Origin of the sequence: Roseomonas genomospecies 6 (assembly GCF_008365375.1) — a bacterium.
Lineage (GTDB): Bacteria > Pseudomonadota > Alphaproteobacteria > Azospirillales > Azospirillaceae > Azospirillum.
Genome location: NZ_QOKW01000031.1, coordinates 1 through 20,040 on the forward strand (window position 1 = coordinate 1; position 20,040 = coordinate 20,040).

Genomic DNA, 20,040 nt, shown 5'->3' on the forward strand with positions numbered 1-20,040 from the left:
CTCAACCGTGCGCCAGGGGGCATCGGCGGGATCAGTTGAAAGCATCCCCGGAAAACAGAGCCCGGCGCACTCCGTTACGCCGGACACATCTATCGCATCAGCCTCATGTTAGCGCCTATGGGAGGGATAGGGTGGGGGCACCGTCGACGACCTTCCCCGCCCGCCCAAAGCCCTCAGCGGCGCTTCTTGACGCCGCCGTTGGTCAGGGCGCTGCCCGCGGCCATCTTGACGGCGTCGGATTCGTCCGCGTCCTTGGCCGGCTGCGGACGGTTCCCGGCGACCGCCAGCTTGGCGCTCTCCTTGAGCGCCTTCGCGGCGGCCTCGCGGGCCGGCAGCTCGATGTTCAGTTCCAGGGTCGAGCAGTCGCCGCCGCGGTCCAGCTTCACCTCGACCTTGTTCTGGTCGATGTCGATGTACTTGGCGATGACGGCCAGAAGCTCCTGCTGGAGCATCGGCAGATAGTCCGGCCCGGTCCGCCCGGCGCGCTCGTGCGCCATGACGATCTGGAGCCGCTCCTTGGCCTGGACCGCGGACGCGCGCGGGGCGGACCGGAAAAAGCTGAAGATGCTCATGCGGACCTCCGGAGGAGGCGGCTGAACAGGCCCTTCTTCTGCGGCGTGACGAAGCGGTGCTCCACATCCTCGCCCAGGAAGCGGGAGACCGCGTCCAGATAGGCCTGACCGGCGTTGGACGCCTCGTCCAGGATGACCGGCATGCCGACGTTGGAGGCGCGCAGCACGGCCTGGCTTTCCGGGATCACGCCGAGCAGCGGGATCGCCAGGATCTCCAGAACGTCGTCCACCTTCAGCATCTCGCCGCGCTCCACCCGTTCCGGGTCGTAGCGGGTGAGGAGAAGCTGCTGCGTCACCGGCTCCAGCCCCTGCTCCGCCCGGCGCGAGCGGGAAGCCAGCACGCCCAGGATGCGGTCGCTGTCGCGGACCGAGGAGACTTCCGGGTTGGTCACGATCACCGCGTGGTCGGCGAAGTACAGCGCCATCAGGGCGCCGCGCTCGATGCCCGCCGGGCTGTCGCAGACGATGTAGTCGAAGTCCTTGGAGAGTTCGTTCAGAACCTTCTCCACGCCTTCGCGGGTCAGGGCGTCCTTGTCGCGGGTCTGCGAGGTCGGGAGGATCGACAGGTTGTCGATGCGCTTGTCCTTGATCAGCGCCTGGCTCAGCTTCGCTTCGCCGTTGATGACGTTGATGAAGTCGAACACCACGCGCCGCTCGCAGCCCATGATGAGGTCGAGGTTGCGCAGCCCGACGTCGAAATCGATGACGACCGTCTTGAAGCCGCGCAAGGCGAGTCCGGTCGCGAAAGCGGCGGAGGAGGTCGTCTTGCCGACGCCGCCCTTGCCGGAAGTCATGACGATGATCTTGCCCAACGGAGCTTCTCCCACGTTCCTAAAAGTTGCCGCCAAGGTCCGGTTACCGGGTTACGCAGATCAGGGCCTGTGCCGGGCACGCTTTGCGTGACACCGCCGCCATCGGAAGGATTGCACAGGGGGCCATTCGATGAAGAGCTTTCAGAAGTACGATCACAAGGGTTCCATGTGAAGATAGCCGTCGCGCAGGAAGATCTGCACGGCCTTCTTCAGCACGTCGTTCCCGAAATCCTCGCTGACGCGGTACAGCCCGGCCACCGAAACCACCTCGGCCTCCAGGCTGTGGCAGAAGATGCGCGCGTTCGCGTCGCCGGACACCCCCGCCAGCGCACGGCCGCGCAGCGCGCCATAGACGTGGATGTTGCCGTCGGCCACCACCTCCGCGCCGGGGGACACCGGGGCGGTGATGACCAGATCCGTCTTCTCCGCGTAGATCTGCTGGCCGGACCGCACCGGCTCCGTCACCAGAAGCGTCGGACGGTAGACCGGCTCGGGCGGCGGCGCCGGCACCGCGGCGGCGTCCGCCTGGGGATCGGCCGGACGGGCGGCGGACTCCAGCTTGGCGGCTCGCCCGGCGGGCATCGGCGTCAGCCCGGCGGCCAAGGCGCCCTCCTGGACCGCCCGCGGCCCGCCCTGGAAGCCGACCGGCAACAGGTAGAGGGCGCGCAGGTTGGTCACCAGCGCGGCGATGTCGAAGCGCGGGGTCTCCTCGGTCAGATCCTCGAAATCGAGGACGACCGGCGCGTTCCGGAAGAAATTGGGCGCCTGCCGCACCTTGACGGCGAGCTGGGTGAAGAAGTCCGGCGAGGCCGGATCACTCACCTTCAGCACCATCATGGTGAAGGAGTTGCCCCGCAACTGGAACGGACCGTCCCGATCGGCACCCTGCCTGGCGCTGCTCACCGCTGCCATCCTGCTTGTGTTCCTGCCGAATCCGCTTCGTCCGCATGTCTGGAGCCATCGGCAGGGCGCCAGGGCGGAAGGGTCAACCACCCGCGTTCTAGCGGCGCGGACCCCATCCGTACAAGCCTTTCCCGGTGCCGATGGAGTGACAACCGCTGGCCACACGCGCGATGGGCCAGAACAGCGGTTTTCCGACCGGCCCGAAAGCCCATCCTAATTGCCCATGTGTTGCGTCAACGGCAAGTCTCACCACAAAGTATGGTAATGGAACCGGATTCGCCGGGCAAAGGGTTTTGCAAGACTATGCCCATTTCACCCCACGGCATTCCCTGTCATCCGCGCCACCCTCATTGATTGTTTCCTGGTGTCCGACGCAGCCTGACGGAGCCGTGCCCGCCCAGCGGTTCCGCCTCTGGGGGTAGCCCATCGCAACACCGGCCTCCCCCGGCGGCGCCACCACAACATCTTGTGTGAATCTTTTGCGATGCCCTCAATTCCGACTGACGTTCGCGCCTGCAAGACCTATCTTGCTAGAGCGAGGTTCATTTCCTGACGAAGAGGTCCGCTTGCATCCTCCTTCGTTTCCGAGCGTCCGATTTCCTCCGGCACCCCACCTTGGGTGCGGCGGACGGGACGCACGCCTCGCACCGGCAAGCCGGACTCCGGCCAAACCGTCGCCCTGCGACATGATCGCCTCCCCCTTGCGGGAGGTTTTTTTGTGCCCGGAGCCGCCGCCCACCAACGTGACGTTAGGAGAGCGATATGGCCAGACGCCAGACCAAAGGCAGCGCCGTTTCAGCGTCCGAGTCGACGGTCCACCCGCTGTTCCCCGCCGCCGGCTGGGACCCCGTGGGCGGAGCCGACCGCCGCGACCAGAGCTATCTCCGCAAGGTCAAGCCCCAGAGCCCCAACCAGAAGCGGCTGATGGAGGCGATCAGGGACCATAACCTCGTTGTGGCGCTCGGCCCCGCCGGCACCGGCAAGACCTATCTGGCGATCTCCTCCGCGGTGGAGGCTCTGGAGGAGGGCAAGGTGGACCGCATCGTGCTGTCCCGCCCGGCCATCGAAGCGGGCGAGAGCATCGGCTATCTGCCGGGCGACATGCACGAGAAGATGGCCCCCTTCCTGCGCCCGCTCTACGACGCGCTGAGCGAGCGGATGGGCGCCAAGCGCCTGCGCGCTCTGATGGCCGACGGCACCATCGAGATCGCGCCCGTGGGCTTCATGCGCGGACGCACCCTGAACAACGCCTTCGTGGTGATCGACGAGGCGCAGAACTGCACCTACGCCCAGATCAAGATGCTGCTGACCCGGCTGGGCTGGCATTCCACCATGGTGCTGACCGGCGACCCCGACCAGACGGACCTGCTGGACAACCTGTCGGGCCTCGCCGACATCGCGCGCCGGCTGGAGGCGGTGGAGGGCATCGCTGTCGTCCGCCTGTCCGACACCGACATCGTCCGCCATCCCCTGGTCGCCAGCATGCTGACCGTGCTCTGAAGACTTTCGCCGGCCGCAAGCAACGGCCGCCCAATCGTCGGCGCATCCGTTCGCAACTGCGGGAGGCCTTCGGGCCTCCCCTTTCCTTTGTGCATTGCGAAACAAATGCCCCCTTAACTTTGAGCAGCGGGTCTGCGACGTTTTCTCACCTCCGGTTGCTCCGCCTTGACGACGGTCAGTCCGTCGGAGCAAAAGTAACAAAAAATTTAGCAGAATCTCCGGAAACGGCGGCATCCCCGTCCGGAGACGGCGCCTCAGCGCCGGAAGAAAGGGAAATCGGAGGAACGTCAGGTGTTCGAGCGCATCAGCATCAAGGGTAAGATCTCCGTCATCCTGGGCGCGGCGGCGGCCGGGCTCGTCCTGATCGCCGTCGTCAGCCTGTTCGGCCTGCGCGCCGAGATGATGAAGGACCGCCAGGACAAGACCCGCAGCGTGGTGGAGGTCGCGCACAGCCTCGTCGCCCATTACGAGGAGATGGAGCGCAAGGGCACCCTGACCCGCGATGCCGCCCAGGCCGCGGCCAAGGACGCCTTGCGCCGCCTGCGCTACGCCGGATCGGAATACTTCTTCATCACCGACCGCTCGCAACGCATGATCATGCACCCGATCCGGCCGGATATGGAGGGGCAGGACCAGTCGCGCACCGCCGATCCGAACGGGAAGCTGCTGTTCGTCGAGATGACCCGCGTCGGCTTCGCGGCGCAGGGCGGATTCGTCGATTACCTGTGGCCGAAGCCGGGCCAGGCGGAGCCGGTGCCGAAGATCTCCTATGTCCGCGCCTCCGAATCCTGGGGCTGGCTGATCGGGTCGGGCATCTATGTGGACGACGTGGCCGCAGCCTTCCGCGAGGCCGCGCTGTTCCTGGGCGGGCTGGGGCTGCTGATCGGCCTCGTGGCGACGGGGATCGCCTTGCTGGTCAGCCGCGCCATCGTCGGCCCGCTGCGCACCATGACCGGCGTGATGCAGACGCTCGCCGACGGCGACACGGCGGTGACCGTGGCCGGCACGGAGCGCGGCGACGAGATCGGCGTCATGGCCCGCACCGTGGAGGTCTTCCGCAAGAACCAGATCGACCTGCGGCGCCATTGGGAGCGCCAGCAGGTGGAGCACCGCGTGACCGGGCAGCGCGCCCGCGCTCTGGAGCGGCTGACGGAGCGGTTCGACGCCACGGTCACCGCGATGGTCGGCACGGTCGGAAAGGCGGTGCTGGCGCTGGAGGACACGGCACGCTCCCTGTCCGACACCGCCGACCGCAACATGCGCGAGGCGGCGTCGGTCGCCGGGGCGTCGCAGCAGGCATCGGTGAACGTGCAGACCGTCGCCTCCGCCGCCGAGGAGCTGAGCAGCGCCATCGCGGAGATCGGCACGCAGGTCGCCACCTCCTCGCACATCTCCATGCAGGCGGTGAACGCCTCCCGTCTGGCCAGCGACCGGATCGACGGGCTGGGCCAGGCGGCCCAGAAGATCAACGAGGTCGCCGACCTCATCACCAGCATCGCCAGCCAGACCAACCTTCTGGCGCTGAACGCCACCATCGAGGCGGCGCGGGCCGGCGAGATGGGCAAGGGCTTCGCCGTCGTGGCGGGCGAGGTGAAGAACCTCGCCGGCCAGACCGCCAAGGCGACGGAGGAGATCGCCGCCCAGATCACCGAGGTCCAGCAGGCGTCCCAGGCCGCCGTCACCGCCATCCGCGAGATCGCCGGGATCATCGCCCGAAGCGACGAGATCGGCACCTCCATCGCCGCCGCCGTGCAGGAGCAGGGTGCCGCGACCGGCGAGATCGCCCGCAGCGCCGGAGAAGCCGCCCAGGGCACGCGGCAGGTGTCCGCGAGCATCAACGGGGTGTCGTCCTCCGCCCTGGAGACGGAGAAGGCGGCCAACGGCCTGCTCGACGCCGCGGAGAGCCTCGCGCAGGAAGCCGGGTCCCTGCGCAACCTGGTGGATGCCTTCCTGGTCAACGTGGAGGCGATCAACAGCGCGGAGCTGGCCTCCCTCTTCACCCCCACCGGGGAGGACGTCTTCATGCCGTGGAACGACACGCTGGCCGTCGGGCAGGAGGACATCGACAACGACCACATGATCCTGGTCGCGCTGATCAACCGGGCCGCCCGGCGCATCCGCGGCGGCGAAGTGCCGCACGCCATCGGGTCGGCCATCGACCAGCTCGTCGCCTACACCGTCCTGCATTTCGAGCAGGAGGAGCAGGTGATGGAGCGGTCCGCCTATCCCGACTTCGTCCAGCACAAGGCGCAGCACGACGCCCTGCGCAAGCGCGTGTCGGAGTTGAAGCAACGCTTCGAAGCGGGGGAGACGCAGATCGGCGACGACCTGCTGGCCCTCTTCCGCGACTGGCTGACCGGCCACATCCAGCGCTTCGACAAGCGCATCGGCCACCATCTGGACGGGAGCGGCCCCGGCGTGCATCGCGAGGACGGGCGGACGGACGGGATGGTGCGGCGCGCGGCCTGAACCGGCGCCCCGCCGCGCGGAAACGGGACGGCGCGCACATCGCCCCTTGACCTGGGCCGCGCGCCGCCCCATTCCAGGCCATCATGAAAGCCCGACTCATCCGCATCGCCGCCGCCTCCGCCGTGGGGCTCGTGATCGCCGCCGGAATCGCCTGGTGGCAGGTCGAGAACGCCGCCAGCACGGTGCAGAGCAGCGTGCCCATCGGCGGCCCCTTCACCCTGACCGATCAGGACGGGAGGACGGTCACCGACGCCGACTACCGCGGCAAGTACCTGCTGATCTATTTCGGCTACACCTATTGCCCCGACGTCTGCCCGACGGAGCTGGGGACCATGGCCCGCGCCATGGATCTGCTGGGCCGGCAGGCGGACAAGGTGCAGCCGATGTTCATCTCCGTCGATCCGGAGCGCGACACGGTGGCGCATCTGAAGGACTATGTGGGCCTGTTCCACCCTTCCCTGGTCGGGCTGACCGGCACGCCGGAGCAGGTGAAGGCCGCCGCCAAGGCCTACCGGGTCTACTACGCCAAGGCGCCGCAGAAGGATGGAAAGCCGGAGGATTACTTGATGGATCACTCCAGTTTTCTTTACCTGATGGGGCCCGACGGGCGCTTCCTGGGGGTGTACCCGGCGGGCACCACCGCCGACCGGGTGGCCCAGGATCTGGGCACCCGTATTGCCGGCTGACGGAAAACAGGAGCGGAGCCGTGCCCTTCGACCCGGTATTACCAAGGTTTCGGCGCGGTTTCGTTGGGTTTTCAAGCACTTGTATTATGGGTTTTGCGACTTGACAGGGTTGAGCCCTGTCCGTATGGTCTCGCCGCTTTCGCGTGGCTGCGAGCCAACGGGGGATAACGAAGCGACATGAGCGACGAAAAGCCCCCGCCGTCTCTGGTAGACCTTGAAGCCCGGCTGAAGAAGGCGCGTGAAGGGAAGGAATCGCAGAGCGGTCCGGGGAAATATCACCGGCTGCCGCAGAGTCCTCTCGGCATCGCCTTCCGCATCGGGACCGAGCTGGTCGCGGCCATGATCGTCGGCGTCGGTGGCGGGCTTCTGCTCGACCGCTGGCTCGGAACGGCGCCCTGGGGATTGATCGTCATGTTCTTCCTCGGCGCGGCGGCCGGAATTCTGAATGTCTACCGGGCCATCACCGGGCTCGGGTTCGCCCCCGGCTACCGCCGGGCCCGTGAGGATGACAACGAGCGCCCCAACGGCGACGCACACTGAGCGAGGACGACCTTGGATCCGCTGCACCAGTTCCAGATCAACCCGATCCTCCAGATCGTGATCGCCGGGTATGACGTGTCCTTCACGAACTCGGCCTTCTTCATGGTCGTGGCGGTCGCGCTGATCTACGCGCTGCTCGTCTTCGGCATGTCTGGCCGCGCCCTGGTTCCGGGCCGCCTCCAGTCCCTGGCCGAGATTTTCTACGAATTCGTCGCCAACATGGTTCGGGACAACGCCGGGCACGACGCCCGTCCCTACTTCCCGTTCGTGTTCGCGATCTTTATGTTCGTGCTGTTCGGCAACCTCGTCGGCATGATCCCGTTCACCTTCACCTTCACCAGCCACATCATCGTGACCTTCACGCTGGCGGCGACGGTGTTCGTGTTCGTGACCGTCCTGGCCCTGATGAAGCACGGCCTGCATTTCTTCAGCTTCTTCATGCCGCACGGCGCGCCGGTGGCGCTCGCCCCGATCCTCATCCCGATCGAGGTGATCTCCTACCTGATGCGTCCCGTCAGCCTGTCGATCCGACTGTTCGCCAACATGATGGCCGGTCACACCATGCTGAAGGTGTTCGCGGGCTTCACGGTCATGATGATCAGCGGTCTGGGCGCCGTCGGCTTCCTCGCCGGCCTCGTCCCGCTGGCCATCAACATCGCGCTGACCGGCTTCGAGTTCCTGGTCGCGTTCCTGCAAGCCTACGTCTTCTCGATCCTGACCTGCCTGTACATCCGCGACGCGCTGGAACTGCACTGAGCACCAGCGCCGACACGGATCATCCTTTCACCTTTCTCCACCAGTTCACCCTTACCTAGAGGAATGAGTACCATGGAAGCTGAAGCCGCCAAGTACGTCGGTGCCGGTCTGGCCGTTATCGCCCTCGCCGGCGTCGGCCTGGGTATCGGCAACATCTTCTCGACCCTGATCGGTTCGATCGCCCGCAACCCGGCCGTCCAGCCGAAGGTCTTCCCGATCGGCATTCTGGGCTTCGCGCTGACGGAAGCCGTCGCGCTGTTCGCCCTGCTGATCGCCTTCCTGATCCTGTTCGCCTAAGGCCCGAGCGAACTTCAAACTTCGCTCTGACGCGGCGCCGGGCTCTCGAAGTTTCGGCGCCGCATTCTTGCCTAGGGGGACCGATCCATGCCGAACCTGTTGGCCAAGCGACGGCTGGTCCGCTGGTCGGGTGCTGCGGGCGCCTCGCTCGCCACTCTGACCGTGCTTGCCGGTAACGTCCTGGCGGCGACGGCGGAGCACGCGCCGGACGCCGCCCATGGCGGCGAGCATGCCGCCGGCGGCCTGCCGCAGCTCAATCCCGCCACCTTCCCCACCCAGATCTTCTGGCTGGCGCTGACCTTCATCACCCTCTACTACCTCCTGTCCAAGAAAGCGCTGCCGCGCGTTGGCGAGGTTCTGGAGGAGCGCCAGGAGCGCATCTCGCGCGACCTGAGCAAGGCCGCTTCGCTCAAGGAAGAGGCCGAGGCCGTCATGGCCCAGGTCGATCAGTCCCTCGCCGGGGCCCGCTCCGACGCCCAGGCCCTGATCGCCCAGGTGGCCGCCGAGATCGACGCGAACAACCAGGCCCGTCAGGCCCAGTTGGCCGCCGACATCGCCGAGCGTCTGCGCAGCGCCGAGGCGAACATCGCCGCGGCCAAGGAGCAGGCGGTCGCCAATGTCCGTTCCATCTCCGCCGACATCGCCCGCGACGTCGCCGGCCGTCTGGCCGGGCTGGACGTCGATGCGACCCAGGCCGATGCGGCGGTCGCCGCCGTGATCGAGGAGCGCCGGTCATGAATACCCCTGAATTCTGGGTCGCCGTAGCCTTCCTCATCTTCGTCGCGCTGGTGTGGAAGAAGGCGTCCGCCGCCATCACCGGCCTTCTCGACGCCCGCGCCGAGAAGATCCGCGCCGAGCTGGACGAGGCCCAGCGCCTGCGTGAAGACGCCCAGGCCCTGCTGGCCAACTACCAGCGCCGTCAGCGCGACGCGCTGAAGGAGGCCGAGGCCATCATCGCCCACGCCCGCGAGGAGGCCGACCGTCTCCGTTCGCAGGCCGGCGCCGACCTCGAAGCGTCCCTGAAGCGCCGCGAGGCCCAGGCCATGGACCGCATCGCCCAGGCGGAAGCCGGGGCGCTGGCCGAGGTCCGCAACCTGACCGTCGACATCGCCATGGACGCCAGCCGCCGCATCCTGGAAACCGGCATCCAGCCGGCCCAGGCGGACAAGCTGATCGACCAGTCGATCGCCGAGCTGCCGAAGCACCTGCACTGAGATCGTTGCCTCACCAGCAACGGTCTTTCGAGAAACCCCGGCCTAGGCGCCGGGGTTTTTCTTTGGTCGAATGGAGCCGCAACCCGGAGCCATTCCCCAAGAGCCACTCTCATGACCACGACCCAGCCGGCCGCCGCCCCGCCCTCCCCGTTTCCCAGCGCCTTCGTCTCCCACGGCGCCCCCACCCTCATCATCGAGGATTCGCCGGGCCGCCACTTCCTTGCCGGTCTGGGCAAGCGGCTGGGCCGTCCGAGCGCGGTCATCGCCGTCTCCGCCCATTGGACGACCCACGCCCCGGCCATCAGCGGGGCCGCGCAGCCGGAGACCGTTCACGACTTCTACGGCTTTCCCCGTGCGCTTTACGCGCTGCGCTACGCCGCGCCCGGCGCCCCGGCCCTGGCCGACCGCGTGCGGGATCTGACCGGCGCCTCGGTGGAGCCCGAACAGGGGCTCGACCATGGCGCCTGGGTGCCGCTGATGCTGATGTACCCGGAGGCCGACATCCCCGTCGCCCAGCTTTCGGTCCAGCCCGGCGCCTCCGCCGCCGACCACATCGCCCTGGGCCGCGCCCTGGCGCCCCTGCGGCGCGAGGGGGTGCTGGTCCTCGGCAGCGGCGGCGCCGTCCACAATCTCGGCGATTTCCGCTTCGGCGAGAGCGGCGTGGCCGGCTGGGCGGAGGAGTTCGCCGGCTGGCTCGACGGGGTGCTGGCGGCGGGCGACGCTCAGGCGCTGGCGGATTGGAAAGCCCTCTGCCCGCAGGCCAAGGCGGCGCATCCCACCGACGAGCATTTCCTGCCCCTGCCCGTGGCCTTCGGCGCCGCCGGGAGCGCGGTGCGGACGGAGCGGCTTCACACCGGGTTCGAGCATGGCAGCATCGGCATGCAAGCCTACGCCTTTCATGGCTCGGCCTGAGATCGTGCCGGAGATGTTTAAAGGGGGCTGAACCCGACGCACTTGTCTGTTTGCGCCGTTGCGTCGCCAAGCTACAATCCGCGCCACCCGTCCGTGCACACGGAGGGGTTTCTGACAACGTCGGGCTTCTCCTGCCCGCAACCTTCGGCCGGATCTCGTGGCTTACGAACGACAGCGCGTACGGGACGTGGCGTGAAGCGGAACGGAACCCTGCCCCGGTCCGGCGCCCCCCCCTTCCCCCTCGGTGCCCCGGCCCGCCTCACGCACTCCCTTCCGGGACTCGGCCTCCTGCGCCGCCTGGATGAACTGACGCTCGCCGCGCGCGTCGGGCTGGGCTTCGGCGTCGTGCTGGGGCTGGTGCTTCTGCTGGCGCTGATCGGCGTGGCCTCGCTCTATGGCGTCAGCCGCGAGGTCGGCACCTTCTCCGCCTACGCCGACACCTCCCGGACCGCCGCGGACCTCGACATCGGTCTGCGCGATCTGGAGGTCTCCGTGCGCGACCATCTGGCCGAGGGCGACCAGCAGAGCCTGCTCGACGCCGGGCTGCGCCGGGACGGACTGCTGGACCGGCTGACCGCGCTGGCCGCCATGGCGGGCGGCGACGCCGACCGCCGGTCGGTGGAGGAGGCGCGGACGGCGCTGGATGCCTATTGGAGCGGCTTCGAATCGCTGGTCGCCCTGCGCGGCGAGCGCGCCCGCCTGACCGAGTCGGTGCTGGAGCCGCAGATTTCCCAGATCCGCTCCGGGCTGGGCCGGCTGAAGGACGCTGGCGGCGTCGATTCCGCGGCGCTGGCCGGGGATGCAGCCGTCGCGATCCTGATGATGCAGGATCATCTCGGCCGCTACATCGCGCGGCGCGACGACCGCGACTCGCTGCGCATGCGTGCGGAACTCGGCAACGCCCGCGCCAAGCTGGCCGAGATGAACCGCTATCTCTGGGTCCCCGGCACCCGCCAGACCATCGACGAGGTTGAGGCGGCCCTGGCCGGCATCGACGGGGTGCTGGACGGCATCGAGGCGTCCCTGTCCGAGGAGGATGCCCTGCGCGCCGAGCGGCTGACGCCCAACGCCGCCGCCATGGCCGTCCACGCGGCGGAGATCCGGCAGCGCAACGACGCCATCGCGGCCGGGCTGCGCGGCGGGCTGGCCGACCAGTCCTGGCGCACCTTGCGGATCGCCCTATGGGCGGCCCTGGGCGTGACCCTGGCCGGGCTGGCCATGGTCTGGTTCGTCAACCGCCGGGTCGCCCGCCCCGTCTCGACCATGGCCGCCGCGGTCACCGCGCTCGCCGCCGGGCGGACCGACCTCGCCCTGCCTCCCGACGAGGGCGCGGACGAGGTGGCCGCCATGGCCCGCGCCGTCCGCATCCTGCGCGACAACACCGCGGAACTGGAGCGCCAGCGGCAGGAGGCCGCCGACCGGCACGGCCAGCTTCTGCGCGACAAGGAGCGAGCCGACGCCGCCAACGAGGCGAAGACCAACTTCCTGGTGAACATCGGGCAGGAACTCCACGCCCCGATCAACGGGATCGTCGCCTCCAGCCAATCGCTGATGAGCGAGTTGCACCGCCTCGGCGCCGGCGAGCTGGCGACCGACGTCGAACAGATCCAGTGGACCGGCGAACAGATGCTGACCCTGGTCGATGCGATCCTCGACTATGCCCGGATCGAGGCCGGCAACATGGACGTCGTGCTTCAGGACTTCGACGTGCACCGGCTGCTGATCGAGGCGCGGGAGCGCACGCTGCCCGCCGCCGACCTCAACGGCAACGAGGTGACGCTCCAGGCGGAGGCCGCGACGCTCGGCCAGATGCATTCGGATTTCGGCAAGGTCCGGCAGGCGCTTCTCAACCTGCTGGACAACGCCTGCAAATTCACCCGGGACGGCACCGTCCTGCTGGCCGCCGAGCGGGTCGAGCGCGACCGGGAGCCCTGGCTGCGCTTCACCGTGACCGACAGCGGCAGCGGCTTCGCCAGCAGCCAGACCGCCCGCCTCTTCCAGCCCTTCGTCCAAGGCGGATCGAACGGGAAGCGGCGCGGTGCCGGCCTCGGCCTGACGCTGGTCGGCCATTACGCCGCCATGCTCGGCGGCGACATCGAGGTGGCGAGCGAACCCGGCCAGGGCACGCGCATCACGGTGGCCCTGCCCGCCTACTATCGGCCCCCGGCGGAGGAGCGTCCGCTCCAGGTCGGCACCGCCGGAGCGTCGAAGCGCCCGCTGGTCACCATCGGCGCGCTGCGCCCGGTCGCCCGCCTCGCCTCCTGACCGTCGGAGCGTTCTGGCCGTCAGGCGTCGCGCGGGCGGGCGGTGTCCTCGGGCGCCGCATCCTCATCGGGGGGCAGCCCGTATTTCATGCGGCGCATCTTCTCGGCGACGCGCTCGATCTCCTCGGGCGGCAGGATGACCGGCTCACCCAGCAGATGGGCGTAGAGGTACTGGCGAGCCAGCGTCTCCACCTCCACCGCCAGGGCCAGCGCGCCCTTCAGCGTCTTGCCCAGAACGATCATGCCGTGATTCGCCAGCAGGCAGGCCAGCCGCCCGTCCAGCGCCGCCACGGCGTGGTCGGACAGCTCCTGCGTGCCGAAGGTGGCGTAGGGCGCGCAGCGGATCGAATCGCCCCCGGCCAGCGCCACCATGTAGTGGAAGCTGGGAATGCCCCGGCCATGGACGGCCAGAGCCGTGGCGAAGGTGGAGTGGGCGTGCAGAACCACGTCGGCGTCGGGCCGCGCCTTCAGGATGTCGCGGTGGAAACGCCATTCCGACGACGGACGGCGCCGGCCGACGTAGGTCCCGTCGAAGCCCATCTCCACGATGTCCTCCGGCGTCGTCTCGTCATAGGGCAGGCTGCTGGGCGTGATGAGGAAGCCGTCCTCCACCCGGACCGACAGGTTGCCGGACGCCCCCTGGTTGATGCCCGCCCCGTTCATGGCAAGGCAGGTGTCGATGATGGAACGGCGCTGCGCCGCGTGGGACAGGCTGGTCATGGGATGCGGTCTCGTCAGCGGAGCGGGCATGCTCCCAGCCCCCTCTCCCGCCCCGGAAGAGGGAGGGACCCGCCGCAACGCGGCGGGAGGGTGAGGGTACAGCCAAGGATCTGCGCCTGGATTCTCGATTTTACCCTCACCCGGTCCTTCGGGCCACCCTCTCCCGGGGCGGAAGAGGGGATCACGGACGGCCGCCGTCCGCCTTGTCGGTTTCGGCCTTGGTCAGGTCCCAATGGCGGACCACCGCGTCGTAGCCGGCGGACAGGGCGCTCTTCCCGTCCGGCGTGAAGGTGACCGCCAGAACCGGCTTTTCATGCCCGCGGAAGGAGGCGAGCGAGCGCCCGGTCGCGGCGTCCCACAGGCGGACGCGCCGGTCCCCTCCCCCACCGGACAGCAGGGTCTTGCCGTCGGGCGAAAAAGCCACGGAGGTGACGAATCCCGTATGCCCGTAGAGCGTGCGCAGGAGCGTGCCGCTCTCCAGATCCCACAACCGGACCGTCTCGTCGCTGGAAGCCGTGGCGGCCAGCCGTCCGTCGGGAGACAGGGCCAGACCGTTCACGCTGCCCTCGTGCCCTTCCAGAACGGCCTTCTCCTGCCCGGTCGCGGCGTCCCAGACGCGGATCTGGAAATCATACCCGGCGGAGACCAGACGCCCGCCGTCCGGCGTGAAGGCCACGGCGTTGACGTTGGCGCCATGCCCTTCCAGCGTCCGCAGCAGGGCGCCGCTCTCCGGGTCCCAGAGGCGGATCACCGAGTCCCAGCCCGCGGATGCGAAGCTCCGCCCGTCCGGCGCGACCGCCAGACCGGCGACGGTGCCGGTGTGCCCGTCAAAACGGCGCAACGGGCGTCCGCTTTCCAGGTCCCACAGGATGATGGCGGTGTCGCGGCTGCCGGTCAGGCCGCGCTTGCCGTCCGGCAACAGGGCCACGGCGGTCACTCCAGCGGCGTGCTCGTGGAAGGACGCCTTCCGGACGCCGGTGGGAAGGTCCCACAGAATGGCGGAATAGTCCCAGCTTCCGGTCAGGGCGCGGGCGCCGTCCGGCGACACCGCGACGGCGTTGACCATGGCGCCGTGGCCGACCAGATCGGCGGCGCGGGACGGCAGGGAAACGATCAGGAGCGGCGCCAGAACGGCCAGAGCGAACAGCCGATGACGGGCATGACAAGGCGGACTTTCCGAACGGTGCCCCATCCCCATGCCCGATCCACCTCCCGAAAGGCAAAAGACCGGCGGCCTCGCAGCCACCGGTCAGGGAGTAACAGGTATCAGCGCCAGGTGTGCCCGCGCGCGACCGCGGGGTTGTTCGAGGTCCGGTTCGGCTCGTAGCTGCCGCCCAGGGGCAGGCTGTAGCCCGCCGCGTGGTGGCGGAAGGGCGGCAGAGCGAGGCCGGTCGCCGCATCGACGGTCAGCGTGTTGACCATGAAGGCGGCGTTCCCGGCGGTCCCCGGCATCATCGCGGCGACCTTGTAGACGGGGGTGCCGTCCTCCAGTTCCGCTTCCGTGACGCGCAGAACCTGCACGTTGTAGGTCTGCTCGACGACCCGCTTCACCTCGGCCGCCGGCTTGAGCACGGGCGCGTTCTGGGCGAAGGCCGGAGCGGCAGCCGCCCCGGCCAACAGCAGGCCGATCAGGAAAGAACGCATGGATGGTGTCCTTACTCGGCGGGTGCGCGGTGACGGCCATGGTGATGGCCCCCATGGCGACCGGGCGTCTCGCCCGTCACCTCCTGAACCCACAGCGAATGGTGCTCGCGCGCCCACTGGAGTTCGACATCGCCCGTACCCATCGCGTCGAAGGCGCCTTCCATACCGACGGAGCCGATATAGATGTGCGCGATGATGACCGCGGTCAGAACCACCGCGACCGCCGCATGGATGAGCTGGTAAAGCTGCATGTCGGCCATCGAGGCGAAGGAGAAGGGCCACAGGAGCTGCACGCCCGTGTAACCCAGCGCCGCACCGCCCAGCACCGTCGCCCAGAAGATCACCTTCTGCCCGGCGTTGAACTTCTTCGCCGCCGGATGGACGCCCTTGCTGAACAGCCCGCCGGCCTTCAGCGCCCAGGTGATGTCGTTGCGCTCCGGAATGTTGTGCTTCACCCACATCACGAAGATGAGGACGATGCCCAGCATGAAGGCGAAGCCCAGGTAATTGTGGGCGAACTTGCCGTACTGGGTCATCGCGGCGAACGCCTCCGGCCCCAGCAGCGGCAGGATGGTGTAGCGCCCGTACAGCACGTTCAGCCCGGTGACGGCCAGGACGATGAAGCTCCCGGCGGTCAGCCAGTGCACGCCCCGCTCGAAGGCGTTGAAGCGCTGGATGGTCCGTCCGGTCTTCGCCCCGTCGATCCGGATGCGCCCGCGCACGAGGAAGAACAGGACCAGCAGACCCAGCATGCCGCCAAGCACCCAGCCGCCATAGGTGGACAGCGGGCCGTTGCGCACCGACCGCCACGCCTCCCCTTCCGACTGCACCAGGACGCCGGCGCTCTTGTTGGGGATGGAGACATACCCCTGCTCGCCGGAGCGGACCCCGCGCCACATGTCGACCTCGGAGCCACCGCCCGCCGGCTGGCTGGCGACGGGTGGCATCGTCTGCGCCGAAACGGAGGAGACGTTGGCCATGACCAGCGTCAGGGCCAGCATGGCGACGCCCAGAAGCACGATGTGCAGAGTCCTGCCCAGCCGACCCTTGGAATGATTCGACGTCATAGCGTCAGCCCTTCCCTTCAGAACCGCGCCCATCAGAAACGGCCCCTCAAAAACGTTGGCCGTCCGAGCGCTGCTGAAGCGCCCGGATCTGGTCCACGGACAGGTTGGTGTCCGCGGCGCCGCGGTAGACGCCCTTCTCCATATGGATCGGGCGCGCCTGCTCCTCCTCGTTGCACCCCGCCAGAAGCGGGGTGCCGACGAGAAGCGCCATCAGACAGACGGTGCGACGGATCACGCTCACGATCCCGCCTTCGTCTGATAGGCGGTGCCCCAGCCCCAGGCGCCGGCACCGAAGCCGCGGGCGACCACGCGCTCGCGGTAGATGTCCGACACCTTGTCACCGTCGCCGGCGAGAAGGGCCTTGGTCGAGCACATCTCGGCGCAGAGCGGCAGTTTGCCCTCGGCCAGACGGTTGCGGCCGTACTTCTTGTACTCCGCGTCCGTGTTGTCTGCCTCCGGACCACCCGCGCAGAAGGTGCACTTGTCCATCTTGCCGCGGGTGCCGAAGTTGCCGGCCTGCGGGTACTGCGGGGCGCCGAACGGGCAGGCGTAGAAGCAGTAGCCGCAGCCGATGCACAGGTCCTTGTTGTGCAGGACCACGCCCTGCTCGGTCTGGTAGAAGCAATCGACCGGGCAGACGGCCTTGCAGGGCGCGTCGGAGCAATGCATGCAGGCGACGGAGATCGACCGCTCACCCGGCTTGCCGTCGTTGATGGTCACGACGCGGCGGCGGTTGATGCCCCAGGGCACCTCGTGCTCGTTCTTGCAGGCGGTGACGCAGGCGTTGCATTCGATGCAGCGGTCCGCGTCGCAGAGGAATTTCATGCGGGCCATGGTGATGAACTCCTAGCGTCTCAGGCCGCCGAGATCCGGCAGAGGGTGGTCTTGGTTTCCTGCATCTGCGTGACCGAGTCGTAGCCATAGGTCGTGGCGGTGTTCGCCGCCTCGCCCAGCACGATCGGGTCGGCGCCCTGCGGGTACTTGGCGCGCAGATCCTGGCCCTGGAAATGGCCGCCGAAATGGAAGGGCATGAAGGCGACGCCGCGGCCCACACGTTCGGTCAGCATGGCCTTGACCTTCACCTTGCCCTTTTCCGGGCCTTCGACCCAGACCATCTGGCCGTCCTTGATGCCGGCGTTGTTGGCGTCGAAGGGGTTGATCTCGACGAACATGTCCTGCTGCAGCTCGGCCAGCCAGGGGTTCGACCGGGTCTCGTCGCCGCCGCCCTCATACTCGACCAGACGGCCGGAGGTGAGGATGATCGGGTACTCCTTCGACACGTCGCGGTCCTGGATGGACTTGTAGAGCGTCGGCAGGCGCCAGGACTTGGTGTCCTTGTAGGTCGGGTAGCTGGCGACCAGATCGCGGCGCGGCGTGTAGAGCGGCTCGCGGTGCACCGGCACCGGGTCCGGGAAGTTCCAGGCCACGCAGCGCGCCTTGGCGTTGCCCGGCGGGTTCAGCCCGTGCTTGATCGCCACGCGCTGGATGCCGCCCGACAGGTCGGTGGTCCAGGACACGGCGCCGATCTTCTCGCCGCCGATCTTCTTGATGACGGCCATCTCGGCCTCGGTCAGGTCGCCCGTCCAGCCCAGCTTCTCCAGCATGGCGTAGGTGACTTCCGGATAGCCGTCCTTGATCTCCGACCCGACCGGATAGGCGCCCTCGGCCAGCAGCGTCACGCCGTTGCGCTCCACGCCGAAGCGCGCGCGGAAGGCGCCGCCGCCTTCGGCGACCGGCAGGGAGTTGTCGTAGAGGTTGGCGGTGCCCGGATGCTTCATCTCCGGCGTGCCCCAGCAGGGCCACGGCAGGCCGTAGAAGTCGCCGTCGCACGGACCGCCGTTGGCGCGCAGCGTGGTCTTGTCGAAGGTGCCCTGATGCTGCATGTGCAGCTTCAGACGCTCCGGCGACTGGCCGGTGTAGCCGACCGACCACATGCCGCGGTTCCATTCCCGCGTGATGTCCTCGATGTCCGGCTCGTTGCCGTGGAGCTTGATGTTCTTGAACATCGGCTCCGCGAAGCCGAACTTCTTCGCGAACAGGTACATGATCTCGTGGTCGGTCTTCGATTCGAAGAGCGGCTCGAAGATCTTGTCGCACCACTGGACGGACCGGTTGGACGCGGTGCGCGACCCGACGGTCTCGTACTGGGTGGCGGCGGGCAGCAGGTAGAAGTTGTCCTTGCGGTCGGACAGGACGGCGGTCATCGTCGGGTACGGATCGACGACGACCAGCAGTTCCAGCTTCTCCATCGCCTTCTTCATGTCGGGAAGGCGGGTCTGGCTGTTCGGCGCGTGACCCCAGAAGACCATGCCCTTGATGGCGTCGGGCTGGTCCATGTTCTCCTTGGCTTCCAGCACGCCGTCGAACCAGCGGGACACCGGAATGCCGGTGGCCTCCATCAGCTTCTTGTCCTTGAAGCGGGCCAGGACCTCGTCATAGGAGACGTCCCAGACGCGCGCCCAGTGGCGCCACGCGCCTTCCGCGAGGCCGTAGTAGCCGGGCAGCGAGTCCGAGGTGACGCCGAAATCGGTGGCGCCTTGCACGTTGTCGTGGCCGCGGAAGATGTTGGTGCCGCCGCCCATCACGCCCACGTTGCCCAGCGCGAGCTGGAGCACGCAGTAGGCGCGGGTGTTGTTGTTGCCGATGTGGTGCTGCGTGCCGCCCATGCACCAGACGAGCGTGCCCGGACGGTTGGAGGCCAGGGTGCGGGCGACGCGCTTGAGCTGCGAGCCCGGAACGCCGGTGACCTTCTCGACCTCTTCCGGAGTCCACTTGGCGACCTCGGCGCGGATCTCGTCCATGCCGTAGACGCGCTTGGCGATGTACTCCTTGTCCTCCCAGCCGTTCTCGAAGATGTGCCAGAGGATGCCCCAGATCAGGCCCACGTCGGTGCCGGGACGGAAGCGGATGTACTCGTCGGCCTTGGCCGCGGTGCGGGTGAAGCGCGGGTCGGCGACGATCAGGGGCGCGTTGTTCTGCTCCTTGCCCTTCAGGATGTGGAGCATGGCGACCGGGTGCGCCTCCGCGGCGTTGGAGCCGATGAAGAACATCGCGCGCGACTTCTGGATGTCGTTGTACGAGTTCGTCATGGCGCCGTAGCCCCACACGTTCGCCACGCCGGCGACGGTGGTGGAATGGCAGATGCGGGCCTGATGGTCGACGTTGTTCGTGCCCCAGAAGGCGGCGAACTTGCGGATCAGATAGGCCTGCTCGTTGCTGTGCTTGGCCGAGCCGAGCCAGAAGACCGAATCCGGGCCGGACTTCTCGCGGATGGACAGCAGCTTGTCGCCGACTTCCTGGATGGCCTGGTCCCAGGAAATCCGGGTCCACTTGCCGTCCACCATCTTCATCGGGTAGCGCAGGCGGCGGTCGCCGTGGGCGTGCTCGCGCACCGAAGCGCCCTTGGCGCAATGGGCGCCCAGGTTGATCGGGCTGTCGAAGCTCGGCTCCTGGCCGACCCAGACGCCGTTCTGCACCTCGGCGGTGACGGTGCAGCCGACCGAGCAGTGGGTGCAGACGTTCTTGACCAGCTTGAGCGGCGCGCCCGCGGCGGGGGTGGCGGTCACCGCCTCGGCCTTCTTCACCATGCCGAAGGGCATCGTGGCGGCGATGGCGGCGCCACCGGCGGCGATGCCGGAGGTGCGGAGGAACGAACGACGGTCGACGGTGTTACCGGTCAAGCCG

19 protein-coding genes and 1 pseudogene are annotated in these 20,040 nt (G+C 68.2%); 10 read left to right on the top strand and 10 right to left on the bottom strand.

Features of this window, described 5'->3' with window-relative positions:
- Positions 1-329: 329 nt before the first annotated feature.
- The 3 genes and pseudogenes from minE to minC form a co-directional block, all read right to left on the bottom strand.
- A pseudogene (minE, locus tag DS843_RS32105) lies at positions 330-572 on the bottom strand (cell division topological specificity factor MinE); the annotation flags it as partial.
- Positions 569-1,384 carry a septum site-determining protein MinD gene (minD, locus tag DS843_RS26180; protein ID WP_109068620.1) on the bottom strand — a complete coding sequence of 272 codons (816 nt, stop codon included), beginning with the start codon at positions 1,382-1,384 and terminating at the stop codon, positions 569-571. The pseudogene minE and the gene minD, both read right to left, overlap by 4 nt.
- A 153-nt stretch (positions 1,385-1,537) precedes the next feature.
- Positions 1,538-2,287, bottom strand: coding sequence for a septum site-determining protein MinC (gene minC, locus DS843_RS26185; RefSeq protein WP_208852329.1), 750 nt, complete (start codon positions 2,285-2,287; stop codon positions 1,538-1,540).
- Between the two features lie 762 nt (positions 2,288-3,049).
- Between minC and DS843_RS26190 the strand changes: the two genes are divergently transcribed.
- The 10 genes from DS843_RS26190 to DS843_RS26235 all read left to right on the top strand — a co-directional run bounded on the left by DS843_RS26190 (position 3,050) and on the right by DS843_RS26235 (position 12,926).
- A complete protein-coding gene (locus DS843_RS26190; protein WP_149471772.1) occupies positions 3,050-3,787 on the top strand; it encodes a PhoH family protein in 738 nt (245 codons plus the stop codon).
- A 291-nt stretch (positions 3,788-4,078) separates the two neighbouring features.
- Positions 4,079-6,256 (top strand): bacteriohemerythrin, encoded by a 2,178-nt coding sequence (locus DS843_RS26195; RefSeq protein WP_286192334.1) that lies wholly within the window; start codon positions 4,079-4,081, stop codon positions 6,254-6,256.
- 83 nt (positions 6,257-6,339) lie between these two features.
- Entirely contained in the window at positions 6,340-6,942 is a 603-nt protein-coding gene (locus tag DS843_RS26200; RefSeq protein ID WP_149471773.1) for an SCO family protein, read from the top strand.
- A 177-nt stretch (positions 6,943-7,119) separates the two neighbouring features.
- On the top strand, positions 7,120-7,482 hold the full coding sequence (locus tag DS843_RS26205; RefSeq protein ID WP_149471774.1) for an AtpZ/AtpI family protein: 363 nt from the start codon (positions 7,120-7,122) through the stop codon (positions 7,480-7,482).
- 12 nt (positions 7,483-7,494) lie between these two features.
- On the top strand, positions 7,495-8,238 hold the full coding sequence (locus DS843_RS26210; RefSeq protein WP_094305931.1) for a F0F1 ATP synthase subunit A: 744 nt from the start codon (positions 7,495-7,497) through the stop codon (positions 8,236-8,238).
- Positions 8,239-8,310: 72 nt separating this feature from the next.
- Positions 8,311-8,535, top strand: coding sequence for an ATP synthase subunit C family protein (locus tag DS843_RS26215; RefSeq protein ID WP_014239727.1), 225 nt, complete (start codon positions 8,311-8,313; stop codon positions 8,533-8,535).
- 87 nt (positions 8,536-8,622) lie between these two features.
- On the top strand, positions 8,623-9,273 hold the full coding sequence (locus DS843_RS26220; protein WP_149471775.1) for a F0F1 ATP synthase subunit B family protein: 651 nt from the start codon (positions 8,623-8,625) through the stop codon (positions 9,271-9,273).
- Positions 9,270-9,749: a F0F1 ATP synthase subunit B family protein gene (locus DS843_RS26225; protein WP_149471776.1), complete on the top strand. Its 480-nt coding sequence runs from the start codon at positions 9,270-9,272 to the stop codon at positions 9,747-9,749. The genes DS843_RS26220 and DS843_RS26225 overlap by 4 nt, the downstream gene beginning before the upstream one ends.
- A gap of 111 nt (positions 9,750-9,860) precedes the next feature.
- A complete protein-coding gene (locus DS843_RS26230) occupies positions 9,861-10,661 on the top strand; it encodes a DODA-type extradiol aromatic ring-opening family dioxygenase (protein ID WP_149471777.1) in 801 nt (266 codons plus the stop codon).
- 192 nt (positions 10,662-10,853) lie between these two features.
- Positions 10,854-12,926 carry a sensor histidine kinase gene (locus tag DS843_RS26235; RefSeq protein ID WP_149471778.1) on the top strand — a complete coding sequence of 691 codons (2,073 nt, stop codon included), beginning with the start codon at positions 10,854-10,856 and terminating at the stop codon, positions 12,924-12,926.
- A gap of 20 nt (positions 12,927-12,946) precedes the next feature.
- Here the strand turns inward: DS843_RS26235 and DS843_RS26240 are convergent, their stop codons facing one another.
- The 7 genes from DS843_RS26240 to DS843_RS26270 all read right to left on the bottom strand — a co-directional run bounded on the left by DS843_RS26240 (position 12,947) and on the right by DS843_RS26270 (position 20,036).
- Positions 12,947-13,645 carry a class II aldolase/adducin family protein gene (locus DS843_RS26240; protein WP_149471779.1) on the bottom strand — a complete coding sequence of 233 codons (699 nt, stop codon included), beginning with the start codon at positions 13,643-13,645 and terminating at the stop codon, positions 12,947-12,949.
- A gap of 181 nt (positions 13,646-13,826) precedes the next feature.
- Entirely contained in the window at positions 13,827-14,837 is a 1,011-nt protein-coding gene (locus DS843_RS26245; RefSeq protein WP_167525476.1) for a WD40 repeat domain-containing protein, read from the bottom strand.
- 74 nt (positions 14,838-14,911) lie between these two features.
- Entirely contained in the window at positions 14,912-15,289 is a 378-nt protein-coding gene (locus DS843_RS26250) for a hypothetical protein (RefSeq protein WP_149471781.1), read from the bottom strand.
- 11 nt (positions 15,290-15,300) lie between these two features.
- Complete coding sequence (locus DS843_RS26255) at positions 15,301-16,356, bottom strand: formate dehydrogenase subunit gamma (protein WP_149471782.1); 1,056 nt, start codon at positions 16,354-16,356, stop codon at positions 15,301-15,303.
- Between the two features lie 46 nt (positions 16,357-16,402).
- The gene (locus DS843_RS26260) at positions 16,403-16,597 is read right to left on the bottom strand and encodes a hypothetical protein (protein WP_149471783.1); all 195 of its coding nucleotides are present in this window, start codon (positions 16,595-16,597) and stop codon (positions 16,403-16,405) included.
- Positions 16,594-17,190, bottom strand: a complete 597-nt coding sequence (fdh3B, locus tag DS843_RS26265; RefSeq protein ID WP_149471784.1) for a formate dehydrogenase FDH3 subunit beta — start codon at positions 17,188-17,190, stop codon at positions 16,594-16,596. The genes DS843_RS26260 and fdh3B overlap by 4 nt, the downstream gene beginning before the upstream one ends.
- A 20-nt stretch (positions 17,191-17,210) precedes the next feature.
- Positions 17,211-20,036, bottom strand: a complete 2,826-nt coding sequence (locus DS843_RS26270) for a molybdopterin-dependent oxidoreductase (RefSeq protein ID WP_475849393.1) — start codon at positions 20,034-20,036, stop codon at positions 17,211-17,213.
- Positions 20,037-20,040 lie beyond the last annotated feature (4 nt).